The organism is Heliomicrobium gestii (assembly GCF_009877435.1).
GTDB lineage: Bacteria > Bacillota > Desulfitobacteriia > Heliobacteriales > Heliobacteriaceae > Heliomicrobium > Heliomicrobium gestii.
Genome location: NZ_WXEX01000014.1, coordinates 61880 through 88204, shown reverse-complemented (window position 1 = coordinate 88204; position 26325 = coordinate 61880). Strand labels below are relative to the sequence as shown.

Below are 26325 nucleotides of genomic sequence, written 5' to 3'. Positions count from 1 at the left end.
GAGAGTAGGGGTCCAGGCGATGGAAGAAAAATGCCGCTACTTTGCCTTCCGCAATCAAGAGGATTGGGACGAGGGCGTCGGCTTCAATCTCCGCTTCGACGATGGGCAAATCGTCATCTGTCAGGAGGAGAAGTATGTCTGGCAGGAAACGCTCCGCCTTGGACGGATCGTCCCAGCCCGGATCTGCGACTTTGCGCCCAGGCTGGACGGTCGGTTCTATCTGCTGGATGAACAGACCAATGTTTGGGTCTATGACCCGAAAAAGAAACACCGGGAGCGTCTTTTCAGCGAAGGCCATCGCCTCTTCACGGCAGACGCCCGGATCGCTGCGGCGGGAGAACAATTGATAGTGGCCGATCGCCGGGCCAAGTATCCCTTAGCCATGTTTTCGACGAGCGGGCAGATCTGTTGGACCATGACGACGTGGCGGGAACAGCCGATCGTCCCTCTCGCATTGACAGCAGGGCGGCGCGCCTTGTATCTATTGACGCCCCGATTTGACCGTGGCGCACCCGATGGGAAGGCCTCGTCGGGCACGTCTTTTTCCATCCTGCAGATCGATTTTGCCGGTCCTGTTCTCGCCGAGTGGCGGTTTTGTCAAGGGGAAGAACGACAGGAGCGACGCCACGATTTTTCGGGAAACCCCTTTCATCTAGCGGTTGATCAACAAGGCGGCCTGTGCCTGTTTGATCGGCCTTCACAGGCAGTGACGGTGTTCACCAAGGAGAGCGCGCCCGAAGGACGTTGTTTCCCCATAGAGAATGGGAAAATGGCGGCTTTTACCGTCGATCATCAGGGGAAATGGGTTTTTATCAAAAGCCGTAGCGCTTCCGCAGAAAAGGAAATGGCGCGAGTCGGCGAGGCCGGTCTTGAGGAGGAGCCTCGCGCCCAGGGAAGGGACAATGACCGTGATGATGAAATCGGCGGGACGATGCTGGTCTATTCAGCGCAGGGCAAATACCAGGAGACATTGAGTGATTTTGTCGGCCATGGCGATCGATTGGTCCTTGGCAAGAACGCGGCCATGTATCTGCTGGATTCAGTCCGCCGGGAGCTTCATATCCTTCGCCTGCAAAATCGCACAGAGCGCTGGGCGGCGACAGGCGCGCGGGAAGGTTGTTATGTTTCCGCTGCCATTGACAGCGGGAAAGAGGGCACCCTCTGGCACCGGGTCGCCATGGATGCCCGGATCCCCGAAGAAACGCAGGTTCGGTTTTCCTTTTTTTGCAGTGATTCACCGGAAGCCGGCCCTGAGAGCTGGGCCGGTTTTTCGTCAAAAAGCGTTCCTTCTCCCCCTCAGAAGGATAGCCTCCTGCAAATCGCAAGGCGGTTTTCCCGGCCCATCATCAATTCCGGCGATGCGCTCCTGACAGGGGCGCAAGGGCGCTACCTCTGGTTCCGGCTGGAGTTGGCGGGGACGCGAGAGGCGTCGCCGGTGGTGCGGGGCTTGCGGATCTACTTTCCTCGGGTAACCTCCCTCCTCTATCTGCCGGCGATCTACCAGGAGGACCGGGAAAGCGGTGATTTTCTGGCGCGTTTTCTGAGTCTCTTCGACACCTTGTTGGAGGAAGTGCAAGAAAACATCAAACATTCGCCACGGATCTTGGATGGACAGGTCGCAGCGGGAGATCATTTGCGCTGGCTGGCGGGATGGCTGGGGATCGGCGCCCGGCAAGGGTGGACCGATGGGCAAATCCGCCAGGTGATGGCCAGAGCGCCGCAGATGTATCGTTACCGGGGCACAAGGCGGGTCGTTGAGGACATGCTTGAGATCTTCACGGGTGCGCGGCCGTTGATCGTCGAGTATTTTCAATACAAACCGATGCTGGAGTCGGTCACATTTCAGCGCCTCTTTCTTCGCTTGTACAGCGACAATCCCTACTGTTTTTGCGTGATCTTGAAAGGCTGGGAACTGCCGTCCGACCAAGAGCGGGCGATGGCGCAGCAGATCATCGATGAGCAAAAGCCGGCTTTTACAGAGGCGAAGCTGATTTTACTGGAACGTTGGATGATCTTGGGCAGTCATACCTATCTGGGAATCAACAGCTATCTCTCCCAGCCGACGGCGTTGGTTTTGGATGAGCGGGGTTCGCTCCCCTTTCACACGTTGCTTCTCGAAGATAGGCAGGATGGTCGCCTCGGCGGGCATACCCGCTTAGAGGTCAACACCGAATTGGCGTAAAACCGGCCGGGAAAGGAAGGCGTCTATGAAAAAGTCCAGCTATTTTCCCTTCGAGCGCAACCGGTATTTCTACGGAAAACTGTTGACGGTGCGGGATTTTGATTCGGAACAGAAGTATGTCAACGATAAGCGTCGCCTGATCAATCGCCTGCTTTTCGGCGCCGGGGTGGTGGCGGGATTGCAGGTGACCCCTGTCGACGATCAGAACCTGGCCATCGGCGCAGGCGTCGCCTTGGATGGATTGGGCAGGGAGATCATCATACCGGCGCCGTTTACGGTCAAGCTCTCCATGGTGAAAGGGTTTTCCTTCGATACGTACACAAAAAATCTCTATCTTTGCCTGGCCTATAAAGAGACGGAGACGGAGCCTGTTCATACGGTGGGCAAGACAGCCGAACAAGCCGGCGATTCCATGGACGAGTATAACCGGGTCGTCGAAGGCTATGAAATTTTCGTCCAGGAGGCGGCCTTGTCGCGCGCCGACAGCGAATTTGCCGATCTCTTTGAGGACTGTTGCGTCCTTTGCCAGGAGGGCGATCTCTCGATCCGGCAGAGAGCGCCCCGGTACGTCAACCCTGGTGAGGTCTTTCAAGTGACGATGACCATCGAGAAGAGCCTGCGTCCGGACAAGGTTCATTTGGAGTATGAACTGGACGGTGGAGAGCATTTTGCCTTCGTCGATCCCGCTGATGGCAAGGTGATCTTCGATGAGCCGATGGATCGCCAGGATACGCGCTATGAGCGGACATTGACAGTGCAGGCGGGGAAGTGGAAGAGCGATAAAGCCCAGTTGGGCATCCGGGATGGCAGCATCCGAATCAATCTGGGTGACCGGCAAGTGACGGCGCGCAAGGACTGCGCCAATACCGTCGGCATCATCGAGCAAGCGGTGGAAGAACGAATCCTGGCCGATTACACCAACCGAACCTTGGACCGCTCCCTGGCCAGTCCTGTTCAGCCCTGCCTGTACCTGGCGAAAATCAGTCTCTTTCAAATCGGATCGACCTATCGAATCGAGAAGGTCGAGGCCCTTCCCTTTGACGAACGGGTGTACGGAACCGGTCTGCTCGCTCGTCTGGAGCGGCGCCAGGGACAGGCGAGCAATCGAAAAGAGCGGCGTCCTTCAGAAGCGGCTCAGGCGGTCTTTCGAACAGAGGCCAGACGGCTGGAGGCCGATCAGGAGCCCTACTTCCAGGTGGGCTACAATGAGCAAGCCAACGAGTACAACTTCCGGTTGGGGATCCCCGCCGGTCAAAAGGGCGCTGTGGAGATGACGACAGGCGCCGTTACCGTCTGGGCAGAAAAAGCGAATTCCACCGGCAAAATCTTGTTTGTCAACAGCGAACGGACGCAGTTTACCGGTGAAATCGATCATGGGTTGGGGCTGGGGCCTGTCTTGGTGGAAGTTGGCATTGAAGAGCACCTGTCCTTTCAGCAACGGGACATGTCCCGTGTCAACCGCAGGCTCTATTTTGGCGCCATCGACCTGTTTGCCGACAGCCCTTATGACACAGGGCTGGGGGAGATCGCTGTCTCTGCCGTTGCTTTTCCCGATAAAGGCAGCTTCGTCATCGCTGTTCGCTTCCCTGAAGGCTGGCAAGGGGAGGCAGTCATCCTGCGCTGGTGGGCCTATAAGGCAGGGGCAGAAAAAAACAACACGCTGGCTCTTCAAGAGGCCAGCGTGTCAACGGAGGGGAAATTGTAAGGTTCAGGGAGTAAACTAAGACCTAACCCCGGTTCAAAGTATTTCTTGAACTGGACGGTGCAGGCTTCGATTTGACCGCCTTGGCCGGCGCGGAACTCATAGGTGAAGTCATCGCCGATGTACACAGCGCTTGGGCCGTTATGCAGCACTTCGTAAGGCGCTTTTTGCACCGGCTTGTCTGCCGGATTGCCGGAACCGGCGCCCGTTTCTCCCTCGCTGGGGGAAACCATCTGGGCGTCAAGCCGTTGTTTTATCTTTTCAGCCGCCTCGCCCGATATACCGACTGCTCGTGCGATGATATTTGGCGCAACGCCGGAGAGCTTATCGGTCACGATCACCAGGTGGGTATCGCTATACAGGAGGATTTCCGGTTGGGCAGCGGCGGCGGGTTTTTCGGGAGCAGCAGATGCGCCAGCGTCCGAAGCTCCCGAAAGGGGTTTGGCTTTGGCCGATTTGGCGGTGGCCCCTTTACCGATCGATAGCTTAACAACCGGTTTTCCGCCAGAAACAGACCTGGTGGAGGATGACGCGACAGCCCTTTTATCGGGTTGCGGGAGCGCCTCCACCTGGGCGGGCTTGCCGAGCGCCTCTTCGATTTTTGCCTTCGACATGCCTAAAAACCGGCTCATATCGATCTCGCCTCCGGCGAAGAAACCGCTGTAAATCACGGCGCCGTCGCTGTGCATCAGCGTCCCGAGGCCGGCATACTTTCCGTCTTGATACCCGCCCTTATAGCGTAGATTCTCTTGCTCGTCGTATTCCTCACCGCTTCCATGGAGCATACCCAGCAGAAATGCGCCGGCCAGTTGCTTTTTCCCGTTTTCGTAATACAGGACCCCCGTGCCGCTATACTTACCGGCCAGGTAGTCCCCTTTATACTTGATGCCCCCACCTGGAAAAAACTCTGTTCCTTGACCGGAAGGCTGGCCGTTGGTAAAAATCCCAGCGAATTTGGTCGTGCCATCAGGGTAAAACTCCTTGCCTTCTCCGTTGAGGCGTCCGTTTTCGAACTTCCCAGTATAGTGTACTTTTCCGGTGGAAAACAAGATGACGCCATCACCGTTGCATGTGTCATTGGCAAAGGCCCCACGGTAGTGTTGTCCCTCTTGCCATGACTCTCCGGCGCCTTCGCGCCGTCCCTCTTTAAACTCACCGGCATAGATCAACTGCCCGTTTTCGTACAGCTTGCCTGTGCCGGAAAACTGGCCATTGACCAGATCGCCCACATAGCGCAGCGCGGCGCCGCTGTCGTCGAGGATCTTGGCTTTTCCTGTATAGTCGCCGGCCGCCGCAAGGCTTTGGAATTGGGCATATCGACCGGTCCACTTGGCGATTAAGGGAAGCGGAGCGACAAGGATGACGATGGCGACAACGACAACGGTGATAAGGGCGATCAGGCCCAGCAACTTTTTGGATATGTAGTATTCGCCGATACGTATGTAGTTTTCTAATAAAGGCTTTTCAGGGGAGTCGGCCTCTTCGGCGCCAGTCAATTCGTCGTTCTCTTTCTGAGAAAACAGCTCGGCTGTTTGCCATGATTCCTTCAACGAATCGACCCAACCGTCAACGGCCTGCGCCAGTCGCTGGAATAGTGAGAGGTTCTGATTCTGGTTCACTTTTTGGGATGATTTTTTCGATGGTCCGATCAAAAGACATGCTCCTCTCTCTCAATAACCAAAGAGCGATGTAGTTGTGATAGGACTGCGTTGCCAAGGAAGGGAGATGTGGTATCAAGAGGCAGCCACTGAACGGTTGCTAAGGCGTCTGAACCTGGACTTGGCCCGGAAAAATGATTTCAATCACCCCGCCCCAGGCGCACATCAGCTTTGAACTGTTGTTGAGGGCGGGAATGGATCCGATCAAAACGGTGGGACAGCCGGGCGCCCAGGGGGCCGGTGTCAGCGGGACACAGGGCATGGGCGTTAAGGCGCCCATGGCGGCCGCCGTGGCGGAAGCCACGGTGGGATTGGCAAGGGACATGCACATCCCGAAGGGAGGAATGTTGACCACTGGTTTGTTGTCCATGATGGTGGCCGCCGGCGCGCCGCCGATCATAACCCGGTTTGTGGGAAGGACCATGAGCACGCTGGGGGCTTGTCCAAAAGAACATTTTAACTGCCCGTTGCCAATGACGGCGTTGCCCATCGGTAATGCTCCTTTCTGAAGAAATGATATCAGGGGGGTGATCTTGGATGAAGAAAACGACTGTCATTTTCATCATCCTTTTGCTGTCACTGTCGATTGCCGGAATTATGACTTTCCGCCTTACCATGTCTACCTTTGGTGGTTTTTTTGAAGACAGCCCCATGCTCGCCAATCTCTTTGCCGTCGCATCGAGCGATCCAGATAAGGGGATCTATGTCATCGACTCAGGAAAACGGGGCCTCAAAAAGGTTGATCGAGAAGGCCGCTACGATAACCTGATTCTCGACAGTTCCGATGAACTTTTTTCCCTAACAGACAAGAAAGAACAATATAACAACTATATTATAAATGATCTAGATGTTGATTCAGAAGGGAATTTATATATATTACGTTCCTATCTGAATATGGGTGATCTGGTGGTTCAGAAGGAACAGATCTGGAAGTACCGTCCCGATGATTGGAAGGCGCCCACTCTTGTCCACGAGCAGAAGTATGAAGATAATCAAGCATTGATCCGGAGCGGGAAGATCACATCATTGACGTGCCGGCAAGATGGCCTCTATTTTTTCTTTGTCGATAACCAAGAGGTGACGCTCAAGCGAATCGGGACCGATAATAGGGTGAACCCCTTGTTCACCTTTCCGATTCCCGACGGTCGATCGATCCATGAGATCACCGGATATATGCCTGGATGGATCTACTATACGACGGAATTAGGCGAGTTGTATCGTGTAGATTCCCGTGGCGAGAGCCAAACTGTCCCAGCGGAACTGACGAGCAATACCAAGAAAAGAAGCGCCATTCCCCAATTTTTACATCTGAGGAATGACGCAGACGGTAATGGCTTCTTGTATTACATAATGCCGAATGAGAATGCCCTATATCGTATATCAATCAGCCACCCGGAACAGAGGCAGGTGGTCTTTTCCGGCGCGATGCTCCCGTCACCGCCTCCGGAAGGCGCTTGGCTGATCAATGATTATGCCGTCACCGATCATGAGATCATTGTGGCAACCAATGACAAGCCAAACAATAAAACAAGTCGAAGCGATTCGTCTGAAGACAAGCTCTATTTGATCGATGGGCAGGGCAGTGTCAAGATGATCAGCACATTCAATCCGGCGGCCAAAGAATGGGTCGATCAGGGAACGGTTCTCTTGTTATGCATGGTCGTTATCCTGATGATGGCTTATACGACCTACTTTGCCTATCTTCATATCCTTAATCGCCGGCTGAATATCATGATCAAGCAATCGCTGGTGTCGGTTGTGGTCTTCGCCATCGTTGTTGTCGGTGTCGGCATTGTCATGCGGGGACAGTTGGAGAAATATAACCCGAACATTACCGAGGAGATGAAGATGCTCGCCCAGAGCGGCGCCCGTTTCATCGAAGGAGACGCCTTGCAGCGGATCGAGCAGTCCCGAGACTGCAAAGGCGCCGATTACCTGAAGATTCAAAAGTCCCTGCATGATTTGACGATCGATGAGCAAATCGGTTACTTCTCTTCTTTATACCAGTTCGCCGGCGGAAAGCTATATCCAGTGATCGTGGGCAATGATCCCGATATATCCTTGTTTCAGCCGGTGATGGCGCTGTTGGGGGATGGTCAATATCCTGCCAGCATGAAAAAATGCGCCCAGGGGTCGCCGATCGAGACGGCGACTGTACAGAGTGACCTGGGACGATGGGGAGCGGCATTCGCTCCGGTAAAAAACAGCCAGGGGCAGGTCGTCGGTGTATTTGAGGTGGGCCGCCAATCCCATGGTTTCGAAATGAAACGAGAAGCCATGATTTCGAGTATCCGAGAAAACGTGTTTACCAGCATGACGGCGCTCTTTGTCGCCTTTATGATGGTGACCTTGCTGCTCCAGAGACGGATCCGCCAGCTCCGAGACAGCGTGCATGCCCTGGAAGCATCCCATGGCACTGTGGCGACGGAGGTGTCTGTCACGTCAACAGATGAGCTGGGCGATCTGGGGCGCCAATTCAACCACATGGCCAGGCAAATTCAGATGACGATTCAGCATGTGACAGCATTGAAGGAGGCCTATTCGCGCTTTTTTCCTGAACACTATTTGAAGGCGCTGAATAAGGAAATCACCGAACTGAAGCTAGGTGACAACCGTGAGCTTGACCAAACGGTCATCATGGTTTCCAACCTCCGCCGGTTCCAGGAACAGATAAAAGGCAAGAGCTCTGATTACATTTTTCAATATGCCAATTTGTTTTTTATGCAGGTCGGCGAGGTGATCCAGCAACAGGGCGGGGTTATCTGTGAGTATCTGGAATCAGGGGTCTTCGTTCTCTTTGAAGGAGATGTCGATGGCGCCCTTGACGCGGCAATCGAAATGGTGCAGCGGGTCCGGGCGGGCAATCGGGACGCGGCGAGTCTTATCGCAGTGGCAAGTGATGAGGCAAGTGATGTCGATCGAAATGGGGTGTCGCCTCTGGAAAATAGGAATCCGGCCATGAATATGAAGGCCGGCATTGCCTTGCATTATGGTCAGGTCAAATTGGGCATCATGGGCACTGTGACAGAAGGGGAGAAGGAACGGGACAAAAAGGCAGAACGGCTCGAGGGGAATATTCTGTCGCCTGATGTCACTTTAAGCATGCTGATGGATAAATTGGCTGAAGTGATTGATGTTTCTATTTTGACGACGGCAGCTTTCATCGGTGAGTTAAAGAACCCGGATCAATATCAGTTTCGGAGTATCGGCAAGCTTCGCTTCCGTGGTTGGGAGCGGGCTGTCGAGATGGTTGATGTCTATGACAGTGATTCGGAGTACCAGAAACGGCGCAAAGGGGCGTCACAGAATATGTTTAATGACGCCATTCGCTGTTATCAGAACGGCGGTTTTGCGGTGGCGCGGCAGGGCTTTCTGGAGGTGATCCGGCAGAACCCTGAGGACAAGGTAGCTCAGTTGTATTTCTTTCAGTGTGATCGGTATATTGCAGCCGGTGGGGTAAGTGATGATTGGGATGGGGCGTTGAATGTCACTGAGGCAGAAAACGGGTAATGCGATTGGGCTGGTATGTAGAAAAGAAATGCTTAATTACTGAAGGAGGGGGTACTGTGGCTGATTTTGAAAGCGTTAAAAAAGGTTTGGAATCAAAATCGAGTGGAAGATCCGGTCATTACATGATGCAGAACGGAATGGGGGTCCAAAGAACCCCCCCGTTGGAAAGCGCTTTTCCAGCGGGGGTGACGACAGGAGAGATAGCACAGCTTCAGCGGATCATTGGGAACAGGGCAGTGGCCCAACTGTTAGGAAGCCAGTCGGGTCAAAGAGTGGAGGACCCCACCAGGACAGAGAGCGGTGTGCCTGTCAATGATGATCCTGCACTAGAACAGGAAGCCTCTGTGATGGGGGAAAAAGCGGTACAGCTTGTGGCGGCGTCAGAAGAAGAAGAGGCGCCGGTGCAGGAAAAACACTTGCCCCATGAGGCATGGCATGTGGTGCAGCAGATGGAGGGAGGGGTAACGCCAATAGTTCCGTTGAAGGATGGTATTCTGCGTGGGATCGTTCAAAAAGCGCCAAATCCGGCTCGCTATGGACCCGGTAACGAAAACGGGCCAAGGCCTGCTTTTCCATTTAAAGACGCAGCGAACCAAGCGAACTATCCGAGCAATATTCCGGAGATGGGGGACACGACAAAACACCATGTGATCCCATGGAACAAGCTAAAAGCCTTTGTAAAAGCGATGATCGATAATCATCATCCCGAAATAAATGCGATTTTACAGGGCGCCGTTGATATCATGATGGCTCAAAGTCCTTTAGTGAATGGAACGAGAATGCAAGGCGCAAGTACACAGGCATCCTTGACAGGGGAAATTAACGCACCCATACAGAATGGTTTTAATGCTGTAGACCAGGACTCGATTGCAACGTCGATATGTTGGTTACCGGGAAACCTATTTATAGGTCCCTTAACGAATAATCGATGTGATGATCCCGGGGAGGAATTTGAAACGAATGCGAGAGGAGCCGTTGGACCTAAACGATTTGACATACTTGAAGAACTATATAATGATATAGAAGTTTTTTTGAGCAATCCTCAGGTATTAAGTCCGACTATCGTTCAGAACTTTACTACGATACGTGATTGGACAGAACCGGCGCCGTATAATCCTGATGCATGGAATAACGTATATGGAAAATGGTACTTAATTGAGCTATGGTAAGTGGAATAGCGACCGGACCGGTTGGAACCGTTTTTTGCAAATTTCAGGAACAAGGCTTGCGGTAAAGAGCCGCCCTACATATTCTTTCTCAGTTCCTCCAACCAACGCCCGATCTGCTTTTCCCGTCCATTCTCCGAGGGGGTGTAGAACCGGGCGTTCTCCATGTCCGGCGGAAGATAGCTTTGCCGGATATAGCCTCCGTAGTGATGGGGGTACTTGTACCCGACACCGCTGCCCAGGAGGTCGCCGGCTTTAGAGTGGGATGTATCGGCCAGGTGACGGGGAACCTCGATGCGGTTCGCTTCCCGCACAGCCCGCAAGGCCTTGTCGATAGAATCCTTCGCGCCGTTGCTCTTGGGGGCGCAGGCGAGGTAGATGGTCGCCTCAGCCAGCGGAATGCGTCCTTCCGGCAACCCGACAAACTTGACGGCTTCGGCGGCCGCCTGGGCGACGACGAGGGCCATTGGGTCGGCCATGCCGATGTCTTCCGCCGCATGGATGACGATGCGGCGAGCGATAAAGAGAGGGTCTTCGCCGGCTTCCAGCATGACCGCCAGCCAATACAGCGCAGCATCCGGATCAGAGCCGCGGATGCTTTTAATGAAGGCGGAGATCGTGTCATAGTGGCGGTCGCCTTTTTTGTCATAGTAGACAGCGATCCGGCCGGTTACCTCTGTGACCTCCGTTGCCTCAATCGGGTTGTCGCCATCGCCGTGAACCCCAGCGACCATGTCTAAGATCGTCAGGGACGCCCGGGCATCTCCCTTGGCGGCCCGAACGATCAGATCAAGGGCTTCTACCGTGAGAGCGCTTTCCGGGAGGCCGAGGCCCCGTTGGCTGTCTGTCAGCGCCCGTTTCAAGAGGGACACCAGTTCCTCTTCTTTGAGCGGTTGCAGGATATAGACGCGCAATCGCGAGAGGAGAGCGGCGTTCAATTCATAGAGCGGGTTTTCTGTCGTAGCCCCGATCAGGATCAAGGTGCCGTCTTCCACGATCGGCAGCAATACATCCTGTTGGGCTTTATTGAAACGATGAATCTCGTCGATAAAGAGGATCGTCCGCTTCTGGTTGAAGGTGAGGCGGTCTTCCGCCTCTTTGGCTACCTTTTTGATATCGCTCGTGTTGGCCGTGACGGCCGAGAGGGTGACGAAACTGCTCTGGGTCGTCTGGGCGATCAGCCGGGCGATGGTTGTCTTTCCCGTTCCCGGCGGCCCATACAGGATAAAAGACTGCAACTTGTCCTCATCGATCATGCGGCGAAAGAGGGAGCCTTTTTTTAGAAGATGGGACTGCCCGGACACCTCGTCGAGGCTGCGCGGGCGCATGCGAAAGGCCAAGGGGCCTTCTTTGCTTTTTAAAGCCTCGCTCTGATAGGAAAAGAGGTCCATCGGAACAACTCCTTACGGAAAGTTGCGGAAAGGGCGAGTGGAGGCAGACGCCACGCCTGGGAGGTTGTAACGACGATCGGGATAGGCAACATATGTTCTCTACACTCTATTGTAACCGCTCCGTCTGAATTTCCCAAGCGAGAAAAAAGCAAGCCCTCAGACCGGCGCAGCCGACCCAAGGGCTTGATCAAAGTCACTGTTTTTTCAAGGCGTTCCTAACCTTAGTTGATCCCCAGCGCCTTGTTCTTCTTCGCCCGCTCCCGCTGGTTGATGTCCATGATACGCTTGCGCAGGCGGATGTTTTTCGGCGTCACTTCGACGAGTTCATCGTCGTCGATCCACTCCAAGGCGTCTTCCAGGGAGAGGGTGCGCGGCGGTTCGAGGCGGATGGTGCCGTCCGAGCCGGAAGCGCGCATGTTGGTCAAGTGTTTCGCTTTGCAGACGTTGATGTCCATATCCTGTTCCCGCGAGTTTTCGCCGACGATCATGCCCTGGTAGACATCGGCGCCGGGGGCGATGAAAAAGCGGATCCGCTCTTGCAGGTAACCGAGGGCGTAGGCGGTGGTGGAGCCTGTTTCGAGGGCGACGGCGGCGCCGCGGCTGCGGCCCGGGATCTCGCCACGGTACTCGCCATAGCCGTGGAAGAGGTGGTGCATGATGCCGAAGCCGCGCGTGTCTGTCAGGAACTCGGTCCGGTAGCCAATGAGCCCGCGGGCGGGGATGACGAACTCGATGCGGACCTGGCCGTTGCCGCTGTTGACCATGTTGGTCATCTCGGCGCGGCGGGTGCCCAGCTTCTCCATGACGACGCCCATGTACTCTTCGGGCACGTCGATGGTCAGGTGCTCCAGCGGTTCGAGGACCACGCCATCTTCGTCTTTGCGCAAGATGACCTGCGGTTTCGAGACGGCCAGTTCGTAGCCTTCACGGCGCATCGTTTCGATCAGGATGGAGAGGTGCAGTTCGCCCCGGCCCGAGACGAGAAAGACATCGGGGTCTTCTGTGTCCTGCACGCGCAGGGCCACGTTTTTCTCCAGTTCTTTATAAAGGCGCGCCCGCAGGTGGCGGGAGGTGACGTAATCGCCCTCCTTGCCGGCAAAGGGGCTGGTGTTCGTCTGGAAGGTCATCTGCAGCGTCGGTTCATCGACGTTGATGATCGGCAGGGGGGCGGGGTTGTCCGCATCAGAGACGGTCTCACCGATATGGACGTTCTCGATGCCGGTGACGCAGATGATGTCGCCGACGGTCGCTTCTTCTGTGGCGACCCGTTTGAGGCCCTGGTAGGTGTAGACATTAAGCAGCTTGCCTTTGATGATGGCGCCGTCGCGCTTGCAGACAGAGACCGGCTGGCCGGCCCGCAGCTTGCCCTGGCGGATGCGGCCGATGGCCACGCGTCCCACATAGCTGTCATAGTCGAGGGCGGCCACGAGCAACTGCACGGGGGCTTCCTCGTCACCTTCCGGGCAGGGGACTTTTTCAATAATCGTTTTAAACAACGGCTCGAGTGTGCTTCCCGGCTCATCCGCTTTCAGGCTGGCCCAGCCGGAGCGGCCGACGGCGTAGAGGACGGGGAATTCGAGCTGGTCGTCATCGGCGCCCAGTTCGATGAACAGTTCCAGGATCTCGTCGAGCACTTCCTCGGGACGGGCGTCATTGCGGTCCATCTTGTTGATGACGACGATGGGGCAGAGACCTGCTTCCAAGGCTTTGCGCAGGACGAACTTGGTTTGGGCCATGACACCCTCGGCGCTGTCGACGAGCAGGATGGCGCCGTCGACCATGGAGAGGATGCGCTCCACCTCGCCGGAGAAATCGGCGTGGCCGGGCGTGTCGACAATGTTGATCTTGATGCCCTGGTAGGAGACGGCCGTGTTCTTGGCCAGGATGGTGATGCCCCGTTCCCGCTCCAGATCGTTCGAGTCCATGACACAGTCTTGGACCTCTTCATTGGCCCGGAAGACGCCTGACTGGCGCAGGAGTCCGTCGACGAGGGTTGTCTTGCCATGGTCGACGTGGGCGATGATGGCAATGTTCCGCAGATCTGTCCGTTTCAAACGATTATTCCTCCTAAATCTCATAAAAAAAGGATGCCCTTTTCGACATCCGCAAATATCGCCATAGTAGATCGTAACGGGTTAGCGGCGATCTGTCAAGAGCCCTTGAAAATAAAGGGCGGAAGGGGATTGCTGTGATCGTGATATTTTTTTCTAAAGGGAGCTTTTCGGGAAAGGACTTCAGAAATTAACGGCGAATTAACATGTGGAAACGTTACCACATAGAATCGCCCAGATACATACCCCATCTGTCAGCCGGCATAACCGGTGAAGACGCGCTGTTGAAGAGAGAGAATCGGACCGCAAGATCGGAGGGACGCCATGGCTACGATCAAAGATGTCGCTGCCTTGGCCGGCGTATCTGTATCGACGGTGTCGCGGGTCATCAACGCCAGCGGCTATGTGGACAGCAAAACGGGGGAGCGGGTGTTGGCTGCCGTCGAAGCCCTTGATTACCGGCCGAGCCGCATCGCTCGCACCCTGGTGACGCGCAGGTCGGGAACGATCGGCTTGATCCTGCCTGACATCACGAACCCCTTTTTTCCAGAGGTTGCCCGGGGCGCCGAGGACGAAGCCTACCGTCACGGTTACAATCTGATCCTCTGCAACTCCGATTGGAAATTAGAAAAGGAAACCCTGTACCTGGGCATCCTGCGCCAGCAGTGCGTCGAAGGCGTCATTCTGGTCAGCACAAAGCTCACGGAGGAGCGCCTGACCGAGGAATGCCGATCCTTGCCGCCTCTGGTTGTGATCGATCGCACGATCACTCTCGATATCCACTCGATCAGTTCCAATAATGTCGGTGGGGCCGCCTTGGCGACAAAACACCTCTTGGTCCAGGGATACCGCCGCATCGCCCACATCGCCGGACCGGCTTCCTCCATATCGGCGCGGCAGCGCTTGGAGGGTTATCACCGGACGATGGCGGAGGCGGGCCTGCCTGTCGACCCGGCGCTGGTCGTCGAAGGCGATTACCGTCTCGGCGGAGGAAAAAAAGCCATGGCCCGGTTGCTCGCCTTGACAGAACCGCCGGAGGCCGTTTTTTGCGCCAATGACATGATGGCTGTCGGGGCCTTGGAGCAGTTGCAGGAGAGCGATCGGTGCGCTCCAGCCGATATGGCTGTCGTCGGCTATGACGGCATTGACCTTACCCGGTACGTCCATCCGCGCTTGACGACGGTCATCCAGCCTACCTACCAGATGGGGGAACGGGCCGTCCAACTGCTGTTGGAGACGATCAAAGGAAACGAGAGCTTTCAACATATTGAACTGGAGCCCCGTTTGGCGATCGGGGATTCCTCTGTCAGGAGGGACGGACCATGACAAGACCGCGCCTGCTCGTCATCGGCAGTGTCAACGCCGATCTGGTGGCCTATGCGGAACGAATCCCCCACGCGGGGGAGACGGTAAAGGGGAGGCGCTTTTCGACCGTGCCGGGCGGCAAAGGCGCCAATCAGGCCATGGCGGCTTGCCGCCTTGGCGCAGCGGTGACCTTTATCGGCGCTGTCGGCGATGATGCCTATGGCCGCGATATGCTGCAGTATTTTCGGGACAACGGGTTGGAACCGGCACGGGTGAAACAGGTTCCCGGTTCGACCGGGGTGGCGTTGATCACGGTCGATGATCGGGGCAACAACCAGATCGTCGTCGTCCCCGGCGCCAATGACCAACTGCAACCAGCTGACCTGGAGGAATGCGGCGACGATTTTGCCGCCGCCGATGTGGTGGTGATTCAACTCGAAACGCCCATCGTGACGGTGGCGAAAGCGATTGAGATGGCGGAACGGTGGCAAAAACCCTTGATCTTGAATCCAGCGCCGGCCCAATCGCTCCCGGAGGACTGGTTTCGCCGGATCGCCTACCTCGTGCCGAATGAGCATGAAGCGGCCTTGCTGGGCGGCGATCGGGCCCGCGACTTTACGGATCTGCAAGAGAAACTGGCGGGATCGCTGGTCGTCACGATGGGGGAGAAGGGTGTGCTTTTCCGCAGGAACGATCGGGTCGTGGAGGCGGAGGGAGAACCGGGAGGAACGATGGACCGCATCCCCGCCTTCTCAGTCCCAGTCGTTGACACGACAGCCGCCGGAGACGCCTTTGTCGCCGGATTTGCCGTCGCCCTGGCTGAAGGGCGACCGCTTAAGGAAGCGTTGCGCTTTGCCAGCGCTGTCGCCGCCTTGTCGGTGACCAAAGCGGGCGCCCAGACATCGCTGCCGCGCAGAGACGAGGTCGAACACTTTTTGGAGGGAATAAGATGAAAAAACAGGGCATCTTGCATCGCGATCTGGCCGCCCTGATCGCCAGCCTCGGTCACGGCGACCTGGTGGTGGTGGGCGACAGCGGCCTGCCGGTCCCACCGGGCGTCCCCTGTATCGACCTGGCCGTGACCAATGGGGTTCCGCCTTTTTTGCCGGTCCTTGAGGCGATTCTTTCGGAGATGGTGGTGGAGAGCGCGACTGTCGCCGAGGAACTGAAGCCGAACGAAAAATTGGCCAAATCCCTTGCCGAACGTCTGTCCCCCATCGAATTGCACTTTGTCAACCACGAGTCGCTGAAGACGCGCTGTCGTCAAGCCCGGGCTGTCATCCGGACAGGGGAGTGGACGCCTTACGCCAACATCCTCCTTTATGCCGGCGTCGCCTTTTGACGGCGGGGAGGGATGGGAGCATGCCGCTGTTAGAGATGCGGTCAATCAATAAAAGCTTTCCCGGCGCCAAGGTGCTCAAGGATGCAGACTTCACTGTCGAAAAAGGAGAGATCCATGCGTTGCTGGGGGAAAACGGCGCCGGTAAATCGACGTTGATGAAGATCCTCACCGGCATCTACCGCAAAGACAGCGGGGACATCCGCTTCGACGGCAAAGCGCTGGCTGTGCATGGGCCGCGGGAGGCGGAGGCGCTCGGGATCGTCATGATCCACCAGGAATTCAATCTCGTCCCTCCGCTGAGCGTTGCCGAGAACATTTTTTTGGGCAACGAAGGCCCCTTCACCCGCTGGGGGACGATCCTCTGGCCGGCGTTGGTGGAGGCGTCGCGCCGCTTTCTCGACCAGGTCGGTTTGGCGGTGGCGCCTACACGTCCTGTCGATGAGTTGAGTGTCGGTGAGAAACAACTGGTTGAAGTGGCGAAAGCCCTTTCGAAAGAAGCGAAGCTGCTGATCATGGACGAACCTACGGCGGCTTTGACCGAGACGGAGAAAGAGAAGCTTTTTTCGATCATGCGCGCCCTATCTGGGCGGGGTGTATCGATCATTTTTATCTCCCACCGCATGGAGGAGCTTTTCGCGATCTGCGACCGTGTCACTGTTCTTCGCGACGGCGCCTATATCGCCACACGGCCGATTCAAGAGACGACCATTGATGAGTTGGTGTCCCTCATGGTGGGCCGGCAGGTGGAAGATCGCTTCCCCAAAGCGGTTGTGGCGCCGGGCGAGATGATTCTGGAAGCGGAAGGTTTGCAAAACGACCGGTTGAAAGGGGTCAGCCTACATGTGCGCGCCGGCGAGGTAGTCGGCATCGGCGGCCTGATGGGGGCCGGTCGGACGGAGGTGGGACGGGCTGTTTACGGCCTCGATCGGGCGACAGGGAGCCTGCGCCTGAAAGGCCGCAACGGCGAAAACTTCTCGGGGCTCTTTCACCATCCCGCCGAAGCCATCGCCCACGGTGTCGCCATGGTGCCCGAGGATCGCAAGGACGAAGGGTTAGTGCTGCTCGCCAGTGTGAAGGAGAACCTGGCCCTGCCGACGCTCGACCGGCGGGCCCGCCTGGGCGTGATCGACCAAGCGGAGGAGCGCCGGATGGTCGACGGCTATGTGAAGACGCTGCAGATCAAGACGGCCACAACGGAACAGCCGGTGCGCAACCTGAGCGGCGGCAACCAGCAGAAGGTGGTTTTCGGCAAATGCCTGGAGACGAAACCGCGCCTGTTGATCCTGGATGAGCCGACGCGCGGCGTCGATGTGGGGGCCAAGGTAGAGATCTACCAGTTGATCAACGAATTGGCCGCCAGCGGCATCGGCATCCTGCTCATCTCGTCGGATCTGCCGGAACTGATGGGCATGAGCGACCGCATCTATGTCATGTACGAAGGCAGAATCACCGGCCATTTCACCGGGCAATCGGTGACCGAAGAAGCCTTCATGCGCTGCGCCACAGGAGGTGGACAATGAAAGACCTGCTGCAAAAACTCCGGCGAAACGGGATGGGGCCGCTGATCGGCTTGGCGCTCATCTGCATCGCCTTGACCCTCTTGTCGGATCGCTTTTTTTCAGCTTCCAACATCCTCAATATCGCCCGGCAGGTGTCCATCAACACCCTGCTCGCCGTAGGCATGACCTTTGTGATCATCTCCGGCGGCATCGACCTTTCTGTCGGCTCGATCCTCGCTTTTGCCGGGGCTTTAGCCGCCGGCGCCCTGGCCAGCGGCATGGACACGGGAATTGTCCTGCTCTACGCCTGCCTGATCGGCCTCGCCGGCGGCGCCCTGAACGGCCTGCTGATCGCCTATGGCCGCATCGCCCCCTTCGTAGCCACCTTGGGCACGATGACCCTCTTCCGGGGCGCCACGCTCATCTACACGGAGGGACGTCCTGTTCGCGCTGTCGAGGAAGGTTTCAACGCCCTTGGCGGCGGCTATCTGGGTCCCATTCCGACGCCTGTCGTCATCACCGCTGTTATGGTTTTTCTGGCATGGTTTGTCCTCAACCGAATGACCGTGGGCCGCCGTGTCTTTGCCATCGGCGGCAATGAGGAAGCCGCCGTCCTCAGCGGCATCAAGTCGACCTACAGCAAGATCTTTGTCTACGCCGTCAGCGGCCTCATGTGCGGCCTTGCCGGCGCCATTCTGACCTCGCGGCTCATGTCGGCCCAGCCGACAGCCGGCGCCGGTTATGAACTCGATGCCATTGCGGCAGTCGTCCTCGGTGGAACCAGCCTCTCCGGGGGCCAAGGCGGCGTGCTTGGGACCCTGATCGGCGCCCTGATCATCGGGGTTCTCGACAACGGCCTGAACATACTCAATGTGTCTTCCTTCTACCAGCAGGCGGTAAAAGGCATCGTGATCCTGATCGCGGTGCTGTTAGACCGGCGAAACGCCGCAAGGGGGTGAGCAGCGAAAAGGGTTGTAATCGGAGTTCCCGAGAAGATGTGAGAAATGGTTTAGAAAGCGCTGTTGATTGTTCCGGCTAAGAGGCTTCAAAAAGCGAAAGAGTGTAAGAAATGGGAGGAAATCGCATGAAACGGTATCTGAAAGCAGCGTCCCTCGTCGTCACTTCTCTGGTTATGGTCGGCATGCTCGCTGGCTGCGGCGGTTCCAAAGAAGCAGCCAAACCGGCTGATAAACCGGCCGAATCGGCCAAACAGATGACCGTCGGTATCGCTCTCTCGACACTGAACAACCCCTTCTTTGTCGATATGCGTGACGGCGCGCAAGCCGCCGCCGATAAAATGGGCGCCAAACTGGTCGTCATGGATGCCCAGGATGACGCGTCCAAGCAGGTCTCCCAGGTGGAGAACCTGATCCAGCAGAAAGTGGATATCATCCTCCTCAACCCGACCGACAGCGACGGCCTGGTCACTGCCGTGAAAGACGCCAACAAAGCGAACATACCGGTGGTCACCCTTGATCGCAGTGTCAGCGGCGGTGACGTCGTATCCCACATCGCCTCGGACAACGTGGCCGGCGGCAAGCTGGCGGCTGATTTCGTCGTCAAATCGCTGAACGGCAAAGGCAAGGTGGCGGAACTGGAAGGCATCGCCGGCACCTCGGCCGCCCGTGACCGCGGCCAGGGTTTCCACAGCCTCATCGACAATGAAAAAGACATCAAGGTCGCAGCCAAGCAGCCTGCCGATTTCAACCGCTCCAAGGGCATGACCGTTATGGAGAACATCCTCCAGAGCCAGCCCGATATCCAAGCTGTCTTCTGCCATAACGACGAGATGGCCCTCGGCGCGCTGCAAGCCCTGCAAGCGGCCAAGAAGAACGTGATCCTTGTCGGCTTTGACGGGGGCGCTGACGCCGTCAAGGCTGTTCAGGATGGCAAGATGTCGGCCACTGTCGCCCAACAGCCCAAGCTGATCGGAGAGATGGGCCTGCAGACCGCCGAAAAAGTGGTCAAAAAAGAAAAAGTGGAGTCCAAGATTCCCGTGGCCCTGAAGCTGATCACCAAGCAGTAAGGGATACCAAGAATACTGCTTTCGGTGGCCCAGCGCTTCACTGACTCCTGAGAGGCCGTGAGACCGACGCATAGTTCGGTTTCACGGCCTCTTGCCTGTTTATTGACGGCTGGATAAGGGGAAAAATGGGAAGGTGCATAAAAGACATCTCGGACAAATTGAGACTTGTCATAGGAAGCGGAATGGGTGTACTCTTAAAACGCAAATAGGAATAATCCTATTTAAGCGCGGATTGCTTTTTATGTCCGCTTTTTGAACCGACTATAGAAAGGGGGAATGGGCTCTGTCTTTTCGTAGAATAGGGGCTGGCCAAGGATCGACCGAACCTTGGCAACCTGACGCGAACCTACTCGTTGAGGCCCGCAATCTCTCTTTTCGATATGGCCAACACCAGACCTTGAGCGACATCCAGTTGAGCATCTTCCGGGGCGACTTTCTCGGCATCATCGGTCCCAACGGCTCCGGAAAGTCGACGCTCCTGCGTCTGTTGCTCGGTCTATTGACGCCCGAACAGGGACAGGTCTTGCTCTGGGGAGAGCCGCTGCCACAATTTCGCCAGTGGGGCCGAGTCGGTTATGTGCCGCAAAAGGCGACCGCCCTGAACGACGCCTTTCCCGCTACCGTCCGCGAGGTCGTCGCGGCCGGACGGCTGGGTCGCAAGGGGCTCTTCGGACGTATGAACAGCGATGACCGGGCGATCATCGAACAATCGCTGGCAACGGTGGGGATGGACGGCTTTGCCGATCGGTTGATCGGCAACCTGTCCGGCGGTCAGCAACAGCGGGTTTTTATCGCCCAGGCGCTGGCCGGTGAGCCGGAGATCCTCTTCTTGGACGAACCGACAGTCGGTGTCGACATGGAGCAGGAGGAGCAGTTTTACGGCCTCCTGGAACGGTTGAACCGCGAATCGGCGATGACGATCGTCATCGTTTCCCATGACATCGGCGCTGTGACAGAACGGGTCAACAAGCTTGTCTGCCTGAACCGCCGCCTCTTTTTCCACGGCGAGGTGAGCGGTTTCAAAGCTCGCCAGTCCGAAATCTTGTCGTTGCTCTATGGCCATCCCGTGCAGATGGTCCGGCACAGCCACTAGGAGGAAAAGGCATGCCTGAAATGCTCCAACACGATTTTATGGTTCGCGCGCTCCTGGCGGGTATCATGGTCGCCGTCATCTGCCCAGTGATCGGTCTTTTTCTGGTGCTGCGTCGCCTATCTCTCATCGGCGACACGATCTCCCACGTTTCCCTGGCCGGTGTCGCCGGGGGGATGCTCCTTGGCGTTTATCCGCCCTTGATGGCCCTCGGTTTTTCGATCGTGGCGGTTTTGGGTCTGGAAAAGCTGCGCCGACGCTTTCAAAACTATGCGGAGATCTCCATCGCCGTCTTCCTGTCCGGCGGCGTCGCTTTGGCGGTTATCCTGTTGAGCATGAAAAAGTCGGCTTCCTCCGATGTCCTAAGCTATCTCTTCGGCAGCATCGTCGCTGTCAATGACCGCGATTTGACCATTCTGGCCGCTGTCAGCCTCACCGTGCTGTTGACCGTCGGACTGTTTTACCACCGGTTTTTCTACATCACCTTAAACGAGGAGAAGGCGCGGCTCAGCGGTTTGCCGGTCAACGCCCTTAACCTGTTGATCATGGTGTTGACGGCTCTCGTCGTGGCCGCCTCCATGCGGATCGTGGGCATCCTGCTCGTCTCGTCGATGCTGGTTTTGCCTGTCGCCGCCAGTCTGCAGGTGGCGCGCAGTTTCCGGGCCGCCCTCTGGCTGGCCCTGGCCTATGGACTGGTTGAAGTCAGCCTGGGATTAGCAGCGTCCTATTATTATGATCTGGCCCCCGGAGGAACCATCGTCTTACTGGCGGCTTTCTTGCTGGTGGCAACCATCGCCTTGCGAACTGTTGTTGAGCGCTTTCTCCGGCGCTCGTCCCAAGAAGCCGCTTCGCTGCGGGGGCTGACCAATCGTTGAACCGACCTGAACAGGATTTCTTGCGGGCCCATTGCGGGATAGAGGAGGCGTCATGACGTCAGACGAGAGGATACAGAGGCAAGCCGAGGATGTCCTTGAACTGCTCAAGGTTAAGGGATACAAGTTTACCCCCCAACGGCGGGCGGTGATTGGCGCTTTGATCGAGGCGAACCGGCCCCTTTCGGTGAAGGAAATGGTCGATCGCTTGCGTGAGAGCTACCCCGATATGAGCGCTGATACGGTGTACCGCAACCTGAAGGTGCTCTGTGACCTAGGCGTGGTCAGCCTGATCAGCCAGCAGGGCAAAGAGGGCGCCCGGTACGAACTGGATGGGCGGCCACACCACCACCACCTGGTCTGCGTCACCTGCGGCAAATCGGTCTGTCTGCCCTATTGCCCCATGCAGGAGAGGGCTGAGGAGATGGCCCGGCGCGAGGACTTTCATGTGCTGGGACACACCTTTGAGATATTCGGCTATTGCCGCGACTGTCAACGGGAAGAGAGTTCGTCTTGAGCGCCTCCTGTTGGCAGATTCTTTCCAAGGTGAACAGGCGGGCGAAGGGCCGCTACATAATGGGCATAGGGAATGGGCCGAAGCGCTTGATTCAATGGGAGCCGACATTTATCCAATGGGCTTCCATTTTTTATTTATTTACGAAACCACCATGCCTAAGGTAAGCTTTAAAAAGAAACAGAATGGAAGGCTTAATTTTTTTTGGAAGCATGGCATACTGGATACCGAAAGGAATCGCCGAATCAAAGGGGTTTTGGCGCCTGGCCCTGTTTCCACAGGAAGGAATGGACGACAGCATGCATCGACTCTTCAAGGGGAACCCATGGACGCAAGCGATCGCCGTGACGTCGCTTGGCGTCGCTCTGACGTTTGGCAGCGCTGTGACGGCGGCGCTGGCATCGCAGCCTGAAGGATCAACCGACCCGATAGATTCCACGGCGTTGCCGCAAGCCATAAAAATGAGCGACCCAAGGGCAACTGCACCGGCGACGGCGCCAACATCGATGTCTGATCCCGATAAAGTGTTGACGGCAAGGTTCTATATCGGACGCAACTATTTCGAAGTCAACGGCAAACGCAACGGTATGGATTCGGCGCCCTTGGTTGATGAGCAGGCGGGACGGGTGTTGATGCCATTGCGATATCTGGCCTACAGCCTCGGCATCGCCGATGGGGACATCAACTACACCAGAAATGCCTCCGGCGGGGTCGAACAGGTGAGCATCCGTCGCCCTGCCGCTGGTGGAGCCCAAGACACCCTTTTGATCAACCTGGGGCGCACTGACATGCAGGTAAACGGTGGGCAAGCAGGCGCGTTGGACGCTGAGCCGCGCATCGTCAATGACCGGTTGATGGTTCCCTACCGGGCGGCAGCCCAGGCGCTCGGGGGGATGGTTGCTTGGGATGGCGTCGATAAAGCGTTCACTGTCAGAACGTGGAAGACTGTGCCTGCCCCGCAAAGGCCTTCGGCTCAGCAGGTGACACTGCTTCAGGGACAGCGTCAGATGAAGTTGATGGACATGGGCGGCGACGAGAAAACCTCGCGAACGCCTTCTGTTTCACTTGTCGTCGATCCTGTCAACCAGAAGAGCCGCTTTGACATCATGGAGTACCTGAAGGCATGGGGGATTCCGGATTCAGCGATCCTCTACGATCCGGTTCGGGGGAGCCTCGTCGTCCGGGGAGTCGCTGGTGAAAGCAAGCCAGGAGAGCCCTATGGGGCCGGGTTCATCTATTTCTACGCCGGCGACGGTTACGGTTGGATCAGCAACTACCAGCCGACCAATCCCGGTGACGACGTTGATGCCATCACCCTTGTCAACGGCAGGCTTTACGGTTCCGTACCGCTGCTCAATGCCGTATCGCCCCTCTTTGGCAGGCGCACCGAGGGCGGCATGACCAATGACGCCTTGTGGGTTCGGTTGGTCGAGCCGTAAGCGGGCTTTTCCCAGCGAGTTGTCCGCCAATGCCACTGTTCGCCGTCGCCTGTTGCGATAACAGCGCCACAGGTGTCTGTGCGCAACACCTCGGCGCACTGTTCCCCCCAGCGTTGCAGGATTTCCGGCGCGGGATGGCCGAAGGTGTTGCGGCCGACCGATACGACGGCGAGGTCCAGTTCACCGAGGGCGGCCATGAGCGACGGTTCCAGGTTGTGACGGCTGCCGTGATGGGGAATCTTGACCACACCGGCGGTGAGGGGAAAGAACTCCCCGGCGTATTGGGCGGCCAAATAGGCTTGGCCTTCCCGCTCCAGATCGCCCGTCAGCAACAGGCGACACTGGCCGTACTCGACCAGGAGCACCAGGGAGGAGTCGTTCGTTGTCTGGGGCGGCGAATCAGGCGATGGGAAAAGGACGATCATGCGGACTGCCGGATCGGGGCTGATGTCCACTCCCGGTTCCGGTGACTTTACGACAGTGACCTGCTGTCGCGTCGCCACTTCCTCCAACGTCAGGTAAGCCGGGGGCGCTGCGCCGGGCGGGGGGGAGAGCGCCAATTGACCCACGGGAAATTCGGACAACAAGTAGGGCAGGCCCCCGATGTGATCCTGATCGGCATGGGTATTGACGACCAGGTCCAACCGGGTGATGCCTTTGCGGTGAAAGAAGGGAGCCACGATCTTCTCCCCGGGATCAAAGGCTTTTTTCGACCTATCCTCTGCGCTTCCCATGGCGAGCAGTGGTGGTCCCGGCGTGTCCACCAGCACCCTTTTGCCGCCCGGTGTTTCAATCAGGATGCCGTCGCCCTGTCCGACATCGATGAAGGTGACCAGCAGTTCGGCCGGGGCCAATAGACGATAGCCCAGAAAAAGAATGATGAGAAAAGGCGCCGACCGGACGGTCCAGTCGTGGACTCGGGCGGCATCTTTGGGGCGGACGTGCCCGGCGAGGCTCTCGCGAAAAAAGATAACAGCGAGGTAATAGGCGACCATCAGCAGGGGAGATGGGGTCGCAACGGTCAGGGCGGCGCCCGGCACTTCAGCGAGACGGCGCAGGAAAAAATTCAAAAGGTCGACGGAGACGGCTGAGACGAGGGAAAAACTCAGCGCGCCGGCGGGCCAGAAGGGCAGCAGCAGAAAGGAAAGGAAGCCCAGGATCGTCACCAGGGCGATGATCGCGCCGCTGGCGATGTTGGCCAGCAGGCCCGAGACGGAGAAGAGATTGAAGTAGTACAGGCAGAGGGGGGACAGGGCCAACTGAGCTGCCAGGGAGACGAGCAGGGTGTCAAGGAGCAGGGTCAACGCCTTGCCCAAGGCGCTGCCCAAGGTGGCAAATCGTTGCTCAAGGGTCTGCGCAAGGCGCTGTCCGACGGGTTGAACGGTTTGATGCAACGGAGGGAAGAGGTAGAGGATGCCCCAGGTGGCGGCGAAGGACAGTTGAAAGCCGGGATCGGCGAGCATGAGGGGATTGACGAGAAGGATGGGCAAGGCGGCCGAGGCCAGCAGGGTGGGCCCGTCGACGTTGCGCTGGAATCCGTAAGCCAGGAGTCCGCCCAGGGCCATCAGCAAGGCCCGCTGCACGGAAGCGGGAAAGCCGGTCATAAAACCGTAGAATACGATGGCCGCCGATGTCACGGCGATGCTTGGCCAGAGGGGGGCTTGCCACCGCCTTCCGCCGCGCAGCATCGTCAACACTGTCCCGGCGATGACGGCGATGTTGGAGCCGGACACAGCAAAGGCATGGGCGACGCCGGTGACGCGATAGACCTGGCGATCCTCCTCTGACAAGTCGCCTTGGCCGCCGAAGAGAATGCCCTTGATGATGGCCGCGCTATCCCGCGGCAGGCGTCCTTCCAGAAAGACCTCCATCTGTCGGCGCAGGCTGTAGGCGGCCCCAGCGATCTTTTCGACGATGCCTGTACGGGAAAAATCACCATTCCGTTCGACGGCGATCTCCCCCGCGTTCTCCGACAAAAGGGAACGAAGACGCCCGACGGCGTCACTGTTTCGGCAGTACAGTTCTACAGCGACGCCTTGCCGCCAGAGGTAGGCCCGATAGTCAAAGTCGCCGGGGTTGCGCCGTTCCGCCGGCAAGCGCAATTGTCCGGTCACCTCGACCCACTCAAAGGGATGAATCTCCGTCCCCGACGGCGCGCGCTGGGAGCGGACGCGGATCTGTTCGCCTTCGATGGTCCGCAGATCCATGACCAGAGGCGAGTCATTGGAGAGGATTTGTTCGACCCTTCCAGACAGGGTGACTGTCTGTTCCAGTAGAGCATACAGCTCGGAGCGGGGTTGTGCGGTCAGGAAAGTGAAGGCGGCGCCAAAGACGATGATGGCGCTGTAAAAGGCAGATCGTTGCCAGAGTGCCGGCGGTCGGTGGGGTGTCGATCGGGTGAACAGATGCCGGTCCCCCCAAACAAGCATGGCGACCCCGCTTACCGCCAGCGCCAAGCCCATCTGCACCGTTTCGCCAGACAGGGGATAGGTCCTTATTTCGTGACCAAACAGGCCCAGTGCGATGCCAAAGCCATAGAGGCAGACAAAAACCACCAAAGGACGCTTCACGGCGACAC

General features: G+C 57.4%; 18 protein-coding genes and 1 pseudogene. 14 read left to right on the top strand and 5 right to left on the bottom strand.

Annotated elements, in window-relative coordinates; genetic code table 11:
* Positions 1-19: 19 nt before the first annotated feature.
* Together GTO89_RS14800 and GTO89_RS14795 are read left to right on the top strand one after the other, a co-directional pair.
* Complete coding sequence (locus GTO89_RS14800; protein ID WP_161262867.1) at positions 20-2182, top strand: phage tail protein; 2163 nt, start codon at positions 20-22, stop codon at positions 2180-2182.
* 25 nt (positions 2183-2207) lie between these two features.
* Positions 2208-3887, top strand: coding sequence for a hypothetical protein (locus GTO89_RS14795; RefSeq protein WP_161262866.1), 1680 nt, complete (start codon positions 2208-2210; stop codon positions 3885-3887).
* Here GTO89_RS14795 and GTO89_RS14790 read toward each other — a convergent pair.
* Positions 3851-5536 carry an MORN repeat-containing protein gene (locus tag GTO89_RS14790; protein WP_161262865.1) on the bottom strand — a complete coding sequence of 562 codons (1686 nt, stop codon included), beginning with the start codon at positions 5534-5536 and terminating at the stop codon, positions 3851-3853. The genes GTO89_RS14795 and GTO89_RS14790 overlap by 37 nt on opposite strands.
* Before the next feature lie 106 nt (positions 5537-5642).
* Positions 5643-6032, bottom strand: coding sequence for a DUF4280 domain-containing protein (locus GTO89_RS14785; RefSeq protein ID WP_161262864.1), 390 nt, complete (start codon positions 6030-6032; stop codon positions 5643-5645).
* 47 nt (positions 6033-6079) lie between these two features.
* Between GTO89_RS14785 and GTO89_RS14780 the strand changes: the two genes are divergently transcribed.
* On the top strand, positions 6080-9052 hold the full coding sequence (locus tag GTO89_RS14780) for a HAMP domain-containing protein (protein WP_161262863.1): 2973 nt from the start codon (positions 6080-6082) through the stop codon (positions 9050-9052).
* Between the two features lie 56 nt (positions 9053-9108).
* Positions 9109-10221 (top strand): hypothetical protein, encoded by a 1113-nt coding sequence (locus tag GTO89_RS14775; protein WP_161262862.1) that lies wholly within the window; start codon positions 9109-9111, stop codon positions 10219-10221.
* 74 nt (positions 10222-10295) lie between these two features.
* On the opposite strand, the gene GTO89_RS14770 is transcribed toward GTO89_RS14775, so the two are convergent.
* Positions 10296-11609, bottom strand: coding sequence for a replication-associated recombination protein A (locus GTO89_RS14770; RefSeq protein WP_161262861.1), 1314 nt, complete (start codon positions 11607-11609; stop codon positions 10296-10298).
* Positions 11610-11830: 221 nt separating this feature from the next.
* On the bottom strand, positions 11831-13687 hold the full coding sequence (typA, locus tag GTO89_RS14765; RefSeq protein WP_161262860.1) for a translational GTPase TypA: 1857 nt from the start codon (positions 13685-13687) through the stop codon (positions 11831-11833).
* A 297-nt stretch (positions 13688-13984) separates the two neighbouring features.
* Between typA and GTO89_RS14760 the strand changes: the two genes are divergently transcribed.
* The 10 genes and pseudogenes from GTO89_RS14760 (at position 13985) to GTO89_RS14715 (ending at position 23747) form a co-directional block, all read left to right on the top strand.
* Positions 13985-14986: a LacI family DNA-binding transcriptional regulator gene (locus GTO89_RS14760; protein WP_161262859.1), complete on the top strand. Its 1002-nt coding sequence runs from the start codon at positions 13985-13987 to the stop codon at positions 14984-14986.
* On the top strand, positions 14983-15918 hold the full coding sequence (gene rbsK, locus GTO89_RS14755; protein ID WP_161262858.1) for a ribokinase: 936 nt from the start codon (positions 14983-14985) through the stop codon (positions 15916-15918). Before GTO89_RS14760 ends, rbsK begins: the two co-directional genes overlap by 4 nt.
* Positions 15915-16307, top strand: a complete 393-nt coding sequence (gene rbsD / locus GTO89_RS14750) for a D-ribose pyranase (protein WP_161262857.1) — start codon at positions 15915-15917, stop codon at positions 16305-16307. Before rbsK ends, rbsD begins: the two co-directional genes overlap by 4 nt.
* Positions 16308-16327: 20 nt before the next feature.
* Positions 16328-17827 carry a sugar ABC transporter ATP-binding protein gene (locus tag GTO89_RS14745; RefSeq protein ID WP_161262856.1) on the top strand — a complete coding sequence of 500 codons (1500 nt, stop codon included), beginning with the start codon at positions 16328-16330 and terminating at the stop codon, positions 17825-17827.
* Positions 17824-18765, top strand: coding sequence for an ABC transporter permease (locus GTO89_RS14740; protein ID WP_161262855.1), 942 nt, complete (start codon positions 17824-17826; stop codon positions 18763-18765). Before GTO89_RS14745 ends, GTO89_RS14740 begins: the two co-directional genes overlap by 4 nt.
* 125 nt (positions 18766-18890) lie before the next feature.
* A complete protein-coding gene (rbsB, locus tag GTO89_RS14735; protein ID WP_161262854.1) occupies positions 18891-19832 on the top strand; it encodes a ribose ABC transporter substrate-binding protein RbsB in 942 nt (313 codons plus the stop codon).
* Positions 19833-20229: 397 nt separating this feature from the next.
* A complete protein-coding gene (locus GTO89_RS14730; RefSeq protein WP_268894700.1) occupies positions 20230-20925 on the top strand; it encodes a metal ABC transporter ATP-binding protein in 696 nt (231 codons plus the stop codon).
* A gap of 11 nt (positions 20926-20936) precedes the next feature.
* Positions 20937-21713 (top strand): annotated as a pseudogene (locus GTO89_RS14725) (metal ABC transporter permease); the annotation flags it as partial.
* Positions 21714-21849: 136 nt separating this feature from the next.
* Entirely contained in the window at positions 21850-22311 is a 462-nt protein-coding gene (locus GTO89_RS14720; RefSeq protein WP_161262852.1) for a Fur family transcriptional regulator, read from the top strand.
* 209 nt (positions 22312-22520) lie between these two features.
* A complete protein-coding gene (locus tag GTO89_RS14715) occupies positions 22521-23747 on the top strand; it encodes a stalk domain-containing protein (protein WP_161262851.1) in 1227 nt (408 codons plus the stop codon).
* Here GTO89_RS14715 and GTO89_RS14710 read toward each other — a convergent pair.
* Positions 23642-26317 carry a DNA internalization-related competence protein ComEC/Rec2 gene (locus GTO89_RS14710; RefSeq protein WP_161262850.1) on the bottom strand — a complete coding sequence of 892 codons (2676 nt, stop codon included), beginning with the start codon at positions 26315-26317 and terminating at the stop codon, positions 23642-23644. The genes GTO89_RS14715 and GTO89_RS14710 overlap by 106 nt on opposite strands.
* Positions 26318-26325 lie beyond the last annotated feature (8 nt).

Coding starts and splice junctions, on each gene's coding strand:
- GTO89_RS14720 (WP_161262852.1), top strand. CDS start 21,850: ATGACGTCAGACGAGAGGATACAGAGGCAAGCCGAGGATGTCCTTGAA.
- GTO89_RS14715 (WP_161262851.1), top strand. CDS start 22,521: ATGGCATACTGGATACCGAAAGGAATCGCCGAATCAAAGGGGTTTTGG.
- GTO89_RS14770 (WP_161262861.1), bottom strand. CDS start 11,609: ATGGACCTCTTTTCCTATCAGAGCGAGGCTTTAAAAAGCAAAGAAGGC.
- GTO89_RS14740 (WP_161262855.1), top strand. CDS start 17,824: ATGAAAGACCTGCTGCAAAAACTCCGGCGAAACGGGATGGGGCCGCTG.
- rbsK (WP_161262858.1), top strand. CDS start 14,983: ATGACAAGACCGCGCCTGCTCGTCATCGGCAGTGTCAACGCCGATCTG.
- GTO89_RS14800 (WP_161262867.1), top strand. CDS start 20: ATGGAAGAAAAATGCCGCTACTTTGCCTTCCGCAATCAAGAGGATTGG.
- GTO89_RS14780 (WP_161262863.1), top strand. CDS start 6,080: ATGAAGAAAACGACTGTCATTTTCATCATCCTTTTGCTGTCACTGTCG.
- GTO89_RS14785 (WP_161262864.1), bottom strand. CDS start 6,032: ATGGGCAACGCCGTCATTGGCAACGGGCAGTTAAAATGTTCTTTTGGA.
- rbsD (WP_161262857.1), top strand. CDS start 15,915: ATGAAAAAACAGGGCATCTTGCATCGCGATCTGGCCGCCCTGATCGCC.
- GTO89_RS14760 (WP_161262859.1), top strand. CDS start 13,985: ATGGCTACGATCAAAGATGTCGCTGCCTTGGCCGGCGTATCTGTATCG.
- GTO89_RS14745 (WP_161262856.1), top strand. CDS start 16,328: ATGCCGCTGTTAGAGATGCGGTCAATCAATAAAAGCTTTCCCGGCGCC.
- typA (WP_161262860.1), bottom strand. CDS start 13,687: ATGAGATTTAGGAGGAATAATCGTTTGAAACGGACAGATCTGCGGAAC.
- rbsB (WP_161262854.1), top strand. CDS start 18,891: ATGAAACGGTATCTGAAAGCAGCGTCCCTCGTCGTCACTTCTCTGGTT.
- GTO89_RS14795 (WP_161262866.1), top strand. CDS start 2,208: ATGAAAAAGTCCAGCTATTTTCCCTTCGAGCGCAACCGGTATTTCTAC.